Raw genomic sequence first — 8,365 nt, forward strand, 5'->3', positions numbered from 1 at the left:
TCGGGCTTCGGCACCACGCGATCGGCGGCCAGCAGCGCGTACTCGGCCTGCGCGTTGCGGCCGTCGGAGAGCCCGATCACGTCCTGCCCGACGGCGAGCCCCTGCACCCCGTCGCCCACCGCGCTGATCACGCCGGCGAGATCGCTGCCCTGGCCCTCCGGGAAGTGCGCCGGGAACCGCTCCTTACCCGCCCCCGAGCGGATGCCGGCCTCCCCCGGGTTCGTGCCGGCCGTCACGACCCGCACCACGACCTCGCCGGGCGCGGGCGTGGGCGTCGGCACCTCCTCGACCTTCAGCACGTCGACGTCGCCGTACTCCTCGAACCGCACCGCGCGCATCCGGGCACCCCTTCCCTCGATGCCCCGATGCTGCGCCGCCGCGGCTGAGGGTCCCCTCCGTTCGGCTGTTGCCACCTTCTGCGACCTTGGGCGCCTCAAGGTCGCAGAGAGTGGCAACCGCCGAATCAGGCCGGGTCCGGGACAGCCCGGCGCGCCGGATGAGGGTCAGCGCTTCGCCGCGACCGCCTTGTCGTAGAGCGCGCGGCGCTGCAGGCCCGTCGCCTCCGCGACCTCCGCGGTCGCGTCCTTGAGGCGCGCCCCGGCTGCCACGCGGGCGAGCACGTCGGCCACCGCCTCGTCCTCGGACATCGCGACCGGCTCCGCGCCCGCGAGCACGAGCACGATCTCGCCGCGCACGCCCCCCTCCGCCCACGCGGCCAGCTCGGCGACGGTTCCGCGCACGACCTCCTCGTAGAGCTTCGTCAGCTCGCGGGCGACCACGGCCCGGCGCTCACCGCCGAGCACCTCCGCCATCAGCGCGAGCAGCGAGGCGAGCCGGTTCGGCGACTCGAAGCAGACGACCGTGCGCCGCTGCGTCGCCAGCTCGGCGAGCCAGCGGCGCCGCTCGCCGTCGCGACGCGGCGCGAAGCCCTCGAAGACGAACCGGTCGGTCGGCAGCCCCGACACGGCGAGCGCGGTGAGCACGGCGGATGCGCCCGGCACCGCCGTCACCGTGACGCCGGCGTCGATCGCGGCCCGCACGAGCGCGAAGCCGGGGTCCGACACCGTCGGCATGCCGGCATCCGACACGAGCACCACATCCGACTCCGCGGCGAGCGCGACGAGCTCTGCGATGCGGCCCCGCTCGGTCTGCTCGTTGACGGTCACGAGCCGCGGTCGGTTGACGATCCCGAGCCCGGCGAGCAGCCGCTGGGCGACCCGGCTGTCCTCGACCCCGAGCACCGAGGCGCCTTCGAGCGTCTCGATCAGCCGCCGGCTCGCGTCGCCGAGGTTCCCGATGGGCGTTGCGGCGAGCACGAGCACGCTCCAGTGTCGCAGCGCCGCGCGGTGCCGGGCCGTCATGGGGCCGCGCCGTATCCTCGACCCCGTGTCGCGCGCCGAGATCACCGACGTGCCGGTGGCCGAGCCCGCCGCGCACGCGGCCACGCGCGGCCTCCAGCGGACGGGCGCCCGCCGCAGCCGTTACCTGGACCTCCTCGGTCCCGGCCTCGTGCTGCTGGTCGCGACGATCCTCCGCTTCGTGAACATCGGATCCCCAGGCGTCCTCATCTTCGACGAGACCTTCTACGTGAAGGACGCCTGGAGCCTCGTGCACCTCGGCTACGAGGCGAACTGGCCGTCGTCGACCGCGGTCGGCAAGCCGCTCGACGTGAACGGCCTGTTCCAGGCCGGCCAGGTGAACATCTACACCCACGCCGGCGAGTACATCGCCCATCCGCCGCTCGGCAAGTGGATCATCGGGCTCGGTGAGCTGCTCGCCGGAGGCGCGCAGAACCCGATCTCGTGGCGCGTGTCCGTCGCCGTGATCGGGGTGCTCGCCGTCGCGCTGGTGATGCTCGTGGCGCACCGGATGTTCGCGACCCGGCTCGTCACCCTCGTCGCGGGCGGCCTGATGGCGATCGACAACCAGGCGATCGTGATGTCGCGGGTGGCGCTGCTCGACAACATGGTGATGTTCTTCGCGCTGCTCGCCTTCTGGTGCGTGCTCGAGGACCGCGGATGGACGGAACGCCGCTTCGGCCTCTGGCTGATGCGCCGGCGCCGCGACATCGGGTCCTGGGGCCCGACGTTCCTGTGGCGGCCGTGGCTGCTCGGCGCGGGCGTCGCGCTCGGTGCGTGCACCGCCGTGAAGTGGTCCGGCCTCTACTTCGCGGCGTTCTTCGTCGTCTACCTCATCGCCGTCGACATGATGCTCCGCCGCCGCGCGGGCATCCGCTTCTGGTACAGCGCCGGGCTGCTGAAGCAGGCGTGGGCCACCGTGCTGAACGTGCTGCCGATCGGCCTCGTCGTCTACCTGCTCTCCTGGACGGGCTGGTTCCTCACCGCCGGCGGCTACGACCGGAACTTCGTCCAGACCTTCCCCGCGAACCGCTTCCACGGCCTCCTCGCCTGGGTGCCCCCGGCGCTGCAGAACCTGTGGGCCTGGCACGCGTCGATCTACGCCTTCCACACCGGCCTCGAGACCGCGCATCCGTACTCGGCGCCCGCGATCCTGTGGCCGCTGATCGCCCGGCCGACGTCGATGTTCTGGGACCCGGCGTCGATGTCCGGGGGCAACGGATGCCAGTACGGCACCTGCGCGGCCGCGATCACCGACATCCCGAACCCGCTCATCTGGTACGCCTGCTGGGCCGCTGCGATCTACCTGCTCGTGCGGCTCATCCGCCGCCACGAGTGGCAGGCGGGTCTGCTGCTGCTCGGCATCGCCGCCGGCTGGTTCCCGTGGCTGCTCTACCCGAAGCGCACGATGTTCTTCTTCTACACGATCGCGTTCGAGCCGTACCTCATCCTCTGCTTGGCGGCCGTGATCGGGTTGATGGTGGTGCGGCCCGCGGCCGTCTCCTCGCCCGACGAGCTCGTCGCGGCGGAGGCGCGCTACGGGCTCAGGGTGCGCCGCGGGATCGTGATCGGCTTCCTCGGCCTCGCGGTCGTGGTCAGCGCCTTCTTCTTCCCGCTCGACACCGGGATGCAGACGTCCTACTGGTTCTGGCACATCCACATGTGGTCGCCGACATGGGTGTGAACGGGTTCGCGGCGCGCATCGACGCGCTCGACATCGCCGCGCTTCGTGCGGCCGGCAGCGTGAAGTGGACCGCGTTCCCGGATGCGATCGGCGCGTTCGTCGCGGAGATGGACTTCGGGCTCGCGCCGGCGATCGAGCGCGCGCTGCACGAGGCGGTGGATGCGGGCGCGACCGGCTACCTGCCCACCGCGCTCGCCGACGACCTGCGCGGCGCGACCGCCGACTGGTGCGCGAGCCGCTTCGGCTGGGCGATCGAGCCCGGGGCGGTGCAGCCCGTCGGCGACGTGATCGCCGCGTTCGAGCTGATGCTGCGGCACTACTCGGATCCGTCCGCCCCCGTGATCGTGCCGACGCCCGCCTACATGCCGTTCCTCGTCGTGCCGCCGATGCTCGGCCGCCGGGTGATCGAGGTGCCGAGCACCCTGACCGACGGCCACTACGCGCTCGACCTCGACGGGATCGCCGCCGCCTTCGAGCAGGGTGCGGACGTGCTCGTGCTCTGCAACCCGTGGAACCCGGTCGGCCGCGTGCTCACCCGCGACGAGCTGCTCGCGGTCGCGGACGTCGTCGAGCGCCACGGCGGCCGGGTGTTCTCCGACGAGATCCACGCGCCCCTCGTCTTCGCCCCGCACCGGCACATCCCCTACGCATCCGTCTCCGAGGCGGCGGCCCGGCACTCGGTGACCGCCATCAGCGCCTCCAAGGCGTTCAACCTGCCCGGCCTGAAGTGCGCGCAGGTCGTGTTCACGAACGAGGCGGACGGCGCGCGGTTCGCCGACGTCGGGCTCTTCGCCGGGCACGGCGCTGCCGGCTTCGGGGTGATCGCCAACACCGTCGCGTACCGCGAGGGCGGCGCCTGGCTCGACGAGGTGCTCGCGTATCTCGACGGCAACCGGCGGCGGTTCGGCGAGCTCGTCGCCGAGCGGATCCCGCGGCTCGGCTACCGCGAGCCCGAGGGCACGTACATCGCCTGGCTCGACGCGCGGCGCCTCGACCTCGGGGAGAAGCCCGCGGATGCGCTCGTCGAGCGTGCGGGCGTCGCGCTCACCGACGGCGCGGCCTGCGGCACGCCGGGCTTCCTCCGCTGCATCCTCGCGACCCCGCGCCCCGTGCTCGAGGAGCTCGTCGACCGGATCGCGGCCGCGCTCGCCTGACGCGCGCATCCGGGGGTTATCCCCCGCCCGAAGACGCGAGCCGGCCGGATGGGCGCCGCACGCCGACGCGGCCACGGTGGAACCATGACCTCGACCACCATGACCACCTCCACGCTCCCCTCGCCTCCGACGTCGCTCACTCGACCGCGCGCCGGGATCGGCGCCGCCTACGGCCGCTTCTGGCGCCGCATGCCGCGCGAGCTCGCCTACCTCGCCCTCACCACCGTGATCGGGCTCGTCTCACTCGCCGCGCTCCGCGGGTCCTTCTCGTCCGCGATCGGCGTCCTCGTGTTCGCCGCGGTCTTCGTGGTGACCCGCTACCTCGGCCTGTTCGAGCTTCGCCGGCAGCGCTGGACCGGGATGCCCGACATCCCGGCCCCGCAATGGACACCGCCGTTCCGCGGCAAGAGCTTCTTCCGCGTCCTCGGCGACGTGTTCGGCAACCCCCACTCCTGGCTCTACTACCTGCACAGCGGCATCCTGAACCCGGTGCTCGCCGTGATCACCACGGCGATCTGGCTGCCCTGGATGGTCGTGAGCCTCGCGTTCGCCACCACCCCGATCTGGGCATCCACCAGTCCCTACGGGCCGGGCGCCACGCTCACCCTGAACCACGCGGGCCTCGTGCATGTGACCGGATGGACCCCCGCCGAGGTGCTGATCGTCGCACTCGGCGGCGGCGTCGACCCCGTGCGAGCCGCCTGGCTCATCGCGGGCCTGTGCGCGCTCGGCCTCGGCATGATCGCGGCCTTCCCGTTCGTGACCCGTGGCCTCACCTGGGCCCACTGGGGTCTCGGCCGGCTGCTGCTCGCCCGATTCCGCTCCGAGCAGCTCGGCGCCGAGGTCGAGCGCGTCGGCGCCGCCCAGCGCGCCGCCGTCGCCGCCGAGGACAACGCGCTGCGCCGCCTCGAGCGCGACATCCACGACGGCCCGCAGCAGCGCCTGCTCCGGCTCCAGATGGAGCTCGCGGCCGCCGAGCGCCGCCTCGGCCCGGATGCGGGGGCCGCCGCGCAGTCCATCGAGGAGGCTCGCACCCTGGCGCAGGAGGCGCTCGACGAGCTGCGGGCGCTGTCGCAGGGCTTCGCCCCGCCGCTGCTGCAGGACCGCGGCCTCGAAGCCGCCCTGGAGGCGCTCGCGCGCCGCAGCGCGGTGCCGCTCGAGGCCGACATCCGGCTGACCGAGCCGGTGCCCTCGCCGATCGAGCGGAGCGCCTACTTCGTCGCCGCGGAGCTCACGAGCAACGCCATCAAGCACGCGGCGGCCCGCCGCATCCGGCTCACCGTGACGACGGATCCCGCTCCCACCTCCGGCGGATCCGCCGCCCTGCGGATCGTCGTCCTCGACGACGGCGTGGGCGGCGCGGCCCCGGTGCCGCAGCACGGCCTGGCCGGCGCTGCGGAACGCCTCGCGGGGCTCGGCGGCGACCTCCGCATCGTCAGCCCGGCCGGTGGACCCACCTCGGTGACCGCCACGATCCCGCTGCCGCGCGGTTAGCGTCACCGGCATGGACGGGCGGAACCGGCCCCTGCGGGTCGCGATCGTGGAGGACTCCACGCTGCTGCGGGAGGGCCTCGTGCGCCTCCTCGCGGAGGCCGGGTTCGAGACGGTCGCGGCCCGCGGCGACGCCGTCGACCTCGACGGCGTCGTCGCCGAGTCGGCGCCCGACGTCGTGGTGCTCGACGTGCGGCTGCCGCCGACGCACCGCGACGAGGGCGTGCGCGCGGCGATCCGGCTGCGGGCGACGCATCCGGCGGTCGGGGTGCTGCTGCTCAGCCAGTACGTCGAGACGACCTACGCCCGGGAGCTGCTCACCGCCGGCAGCGAGGGCATCGGCTACCTGCTGAAGGACCGGGTGACGGATCTCGAGCAGCTGCGGCGGGCGATCGAGCAGGTCGCGTCGGGCGGCACGGTGCTCGATCCGAAGATGGTCGAGGAGATGCTGCGGGCGCGCGCGGATCCGCTCGCCCGGCTCACGCCGCGGGAGACGCAGGTGCTGCGGGCGATGGCGGAGGGACGCAGCAACGCGGCCATCGCGGAAGCGCTGGTCGTGTCGCAGGGCGCCGTCGAGAAGCACGTGACGAGCATCTTCGCCAAGCTCGGGCTCGAGGAGTCGGCGGCCGCGCACCGCCGCGTGCTCGCCGTCCTGTCATTCCTCGGCGCGTAGCCCGGGCACCACTTCGGCAGGCTGCCGGCGCTTGAGCAGGCCCCTCGGCGACCACGGGCCTGGCCCCGCGGCCGGTTCCGGCGCGCGGCTTGCCGCGTGACGGCCGTGCCCGTGGGAATGAAGCGCTGCGGGCCTGCCGAACCGCTTCGGTCGAGGGCCCGGCGGATGCGCGCGAGGGGGGCCGACACCGCCGCCACGAGGGTCCGCGCATGTGTCAGGCTGTCCCCCATGCCCGATGGAGTGTCCTACCCCCGCCGCGCACTCCTCGTGATCGATGTGCAGAACGAGTACGTGTCGGGGGCCCTCCCGATCGCGTATCCGCCGCTCACGACGAGCCTGCCGAACATCGCCGCGGCGATGGACGCGGCCACCTCCGCGGGCATCCCGGTGATCGTGGTGCAGCACATCGACGAGGTCGACTCCCCCGTCTTCGCGGACGGCTCCTTCGGCGCCGAGCTGCACGAGACCGTGGGCGGCCGACCGTTCGATGTGCGGCTGACGAAGCAGACGGTGTCGTGCTTCGCGAGCACCGACCTCGGCGCCCGCCTCGACGACCTCGGCGTCGACACCCTCACGATCGCCGGCTACATGACGCAGCACTGCGACGAGTCCACCGCCCGCGACGCCGCCGACCGCGGGCTGATCGTCGAGGTGCTCGCGGATGCGACCGGCACCCTGCCGCTCAGCACCCCATCCGGCGCCATCTCGGCCCAGGAGCTGCACGAGACGAGCCTCGTCGTGCTCCACTCGGGCTTCGCGGCGGTCGTGCCGACGAGCGCATGGACCGCCGCGGTCGCGGCCGGGGTACCCACGACCGGAGCCGACCTGTGGGCGAGCACCGCGCCGGCCAGGGCGAGCATCACGACGGCAAGGGCGGGCAGCTGACCGACCCGGTCGCGCAGCGGCTCGAGGCGCTGCGGGCGGAGACGCTCGCGTCGCTCGCGGAGCTCGGCGTGCGGATCGACGCGGTCACGGCCGCGCGCGCCGACGCGAACACGGACGACGAGCACGACCCGGAGGGCGCGACGATCGCGTTCGAGCGCTCGCAGGCGGATGCGCTCCGGCAGGCCGCCCGCATCCGCCTGGGCGAGATCGACGCGGCGCTGGCCCGCGTCGACGCCGGCACCTTCGGCCGCTGCGTCGTCTGCGGCGCGGTCATCCCGGCGGGCCGCCTGCAGGCCCGCCCCTTCGCGGCGACCTGCCTCGCCCACGCCTGACCCGGCCGGTCATCGCGCCGTTCCGGAGTTCTTGCGCGACACCCCGCATCCGACGCCCCGAGCACGGCGTGTCGCCCGATTTCTCCGGAACGGCGCGATGTGCGGATGGGGTCAGGCGAGCGCCGCCTTCAGCCGGTCGAGGATCGCGGCGGTGTCCTCATCGCTGTGCGCGACCGAGAGGTGCCCCTGGCCATCGACGAGGTGCACGTCCGCGCCCGGCACGTGGTCGGCGAGCCACCGCCCGTGCGCGTACGGCACCATCAGGTCGAGGGAGCCCTGCCAGACCGACACGGGGACCCGGATCTCGGCGAGGTCGAAACCCCACGGTGCCGCGAACGCGAGGTCGTCGTCGAGCCAGCCGTCGACGCCGGTGCGGACGGACTCGTGGAAGCTCTCCGCCACCTCCTCGGCGAAGCGGTCGGTGAGCACCGCACGGTCGACGTCGGGCAGCAGGCTCGACATCTCGGCGACGATCCCGTCCGGCGTGACGGCCGCGAGGCCCTCCCGCTGACCGTCGAGATAGCGCCGCAGGGACTCCTCCCCCTCGAGCGTCGCGCCGAACTCGTCGAGGTTGTCCTGGCCCATGCCGGCGAGGAAGTCGAGGCCCTCCGCCTCGTACGGCGCGATGCCCGCGACGACGAGCACGGCCACGGCCTGCTCCAGCCGCGCCGCGCAGGCCAGCGCGTGCGGGCCGCCGCCCGAGCGGCCGCCCACGACGCAGCGCTCGGCGCCGAGTCCCGCGAGCACCGCGCGGGTGTCCGCGACGACGTCGACGATCGTGCGGCCCG

The 8,365-nt window shown here is 73.6% G+C and carries 9 protein-coding genes; 6 read left to right on the plus strand and 3 right to left on the minus strand.

The features are described from left to right. The coding region (locus VIG76_RS02355) for an alcohol dehydrogenase catalytic domain-containing protein (RefSeq protein WP_331950647.1) at positions 1-338 on the minus strand (338 nt) is incomplete at its 3' end. A 165-nt stretch (positions 339-503) separates the two neighbouring features. Then, on the minus strand, positions 504-1,322 hold the full coding sequence (gene rsmI, locus VIG76_RS02360) for a 16S rRNA (cytidine(1402)-2'-O)-methyltransferase (RefSeq protein WP_331950661.1): 819 nt from the start codon (positions 1,320-1,322) through the stop codon (positions 504-506). A gap of 64 nt (positions 1,323-1,386) precedes the next feature. Between rsmI and VIG76_RS02365 the strand changes: the two genes are divergently transcribed. The 6 genes from VIG76_RS02365 to VIG76_RS02390 all read left to right on the plus strand — a co-directional run bounded on the left by VIG76_RS02365 (position 1,387) and on the right by VIG76_RS02390 (position 7,577). Beyond that, complete coding sequence (locus VIG76_RS02365; RefSeq protein WP_331950649.1) at positions 1,387-3,042, plus strand: dolichyl-phosphate-mannose--protein mannosyltransferase; 1,656 nt, start codon at positions 1,387-1,389, stop codon at positions 3,040-3,042. Continuing rightward, positions 3,033-4,196, plus strand: a complete 1,164-nt coding sequence (locus VIG76_RS02370) for a MalY/PatB family protein (RefSeq protein WP_331950651.1) — start codon at positions 3,033-3,035, stop codon at positions 4,194-4,196. Before VIG76_RS02365 ends, VIG76_RS02370 begins: the two co-directional genes overlap by 10 nt. An 84-nt stretch (positions 4,197-4,280) precedes the next feature. Then, the gene (locus VIG76_RS02375; RefSeq protein WP_331950653.1) at positions 4,281-5,690 is read left to right on the plus strand and encodes a sensor histidine kinase; all 1,410 of its coding nucleotides are present in this window, start codon (positions 4,281-4,283) and stop codon (positions 5,688-5,690) included. 10 nt (positions 5,691-5,700) lie between these two features. After that, complete coding sequence (locus VIG76_RS02380; protein ID WP_331950655.1) at positions 5,701-6,360, plus strand: response regulator transcription factor; 660 nt, start codon at positions 5,701-5,703, stop codon at positions 6,358-6,360. A 228-nt stretch (positions 6,361-6,588) separates the two neighbouring features. Then, a complete protein-coding gene (locus VIG76_RS02385; RefSeq protein WP_331950657.1) occupies positions 6,589-7,245 on the plus strand; it encodes an isochorismatase family protein in 657 nt (218 codons plus the stop codon). After that, positions 7,242-7,577, plus strand: coding sequence for a TraR/DksA family transcriptional regulator (locus VIG76_RS02390; RefSeq protein WP_414640600.1), 336 nt, complete (start codon positions 7,242-7,244; stop codon positions 7,575-7,577). The genes VIG76_RS02385 and VIG76_RS02390 overlap by 4 nt, the downstream gene beginning before the upstream one ends. Positions 7,578-7,688: 111 nt before the next feature. On the opposite strand, the gene VIG76_RS02395 is transcribed toward VIG76_RS02390, so the two are convergent. Continuing rightward, on the minus strand, positions 7,689-8,365 hold a 677-nt coding region (locus tag VIG76_RS02395), incomplete at its 5' end, for an alpha/beta fold hydrolase (RefSeq protein ID WP_331950659.1).

The organism is Amnibacterium sp., assembly GCF_036559085.1.
In the GTDB taxonomy this organism is placed as follows: Bacteria; Actinomycetota; Actinomycetes; order Actinomycetales; family Microbacteriaceae; genus Amnibacterium.

Bases quoted from the DNA above. Each gene is read 5' to 3' on its own strand.
- VIG76_RS02380 (WP_331950655.1), top strand. From the start codon at position 5,701: ATGGACGGGCGGAACCGGCCCCTGCGGGTCGCGATCGTGGAGGACTCC.
- VIG76_RS02385 (WP_331950657.1), top strand. From the start codon at position 6,589: ATGCCCGATGGAGTGTCCTACCCCCGCCGCGCACTCCTCGTGATCGAT.
- VIG76_RS02370 (WP_331950651.1), top strand. From the start codon at position 3,033: ATGGGTGTGAACGGGTTCGCGGCGCGCATCGACGCGCTCGACATCGCC.
- VIG76_RS02375 (WP_331950653.1), top strand. From the start codon at position 4,281: ATGACCTCGACCACCATGACCACCTCCACGCTCCCCTCGCCTCCGACG.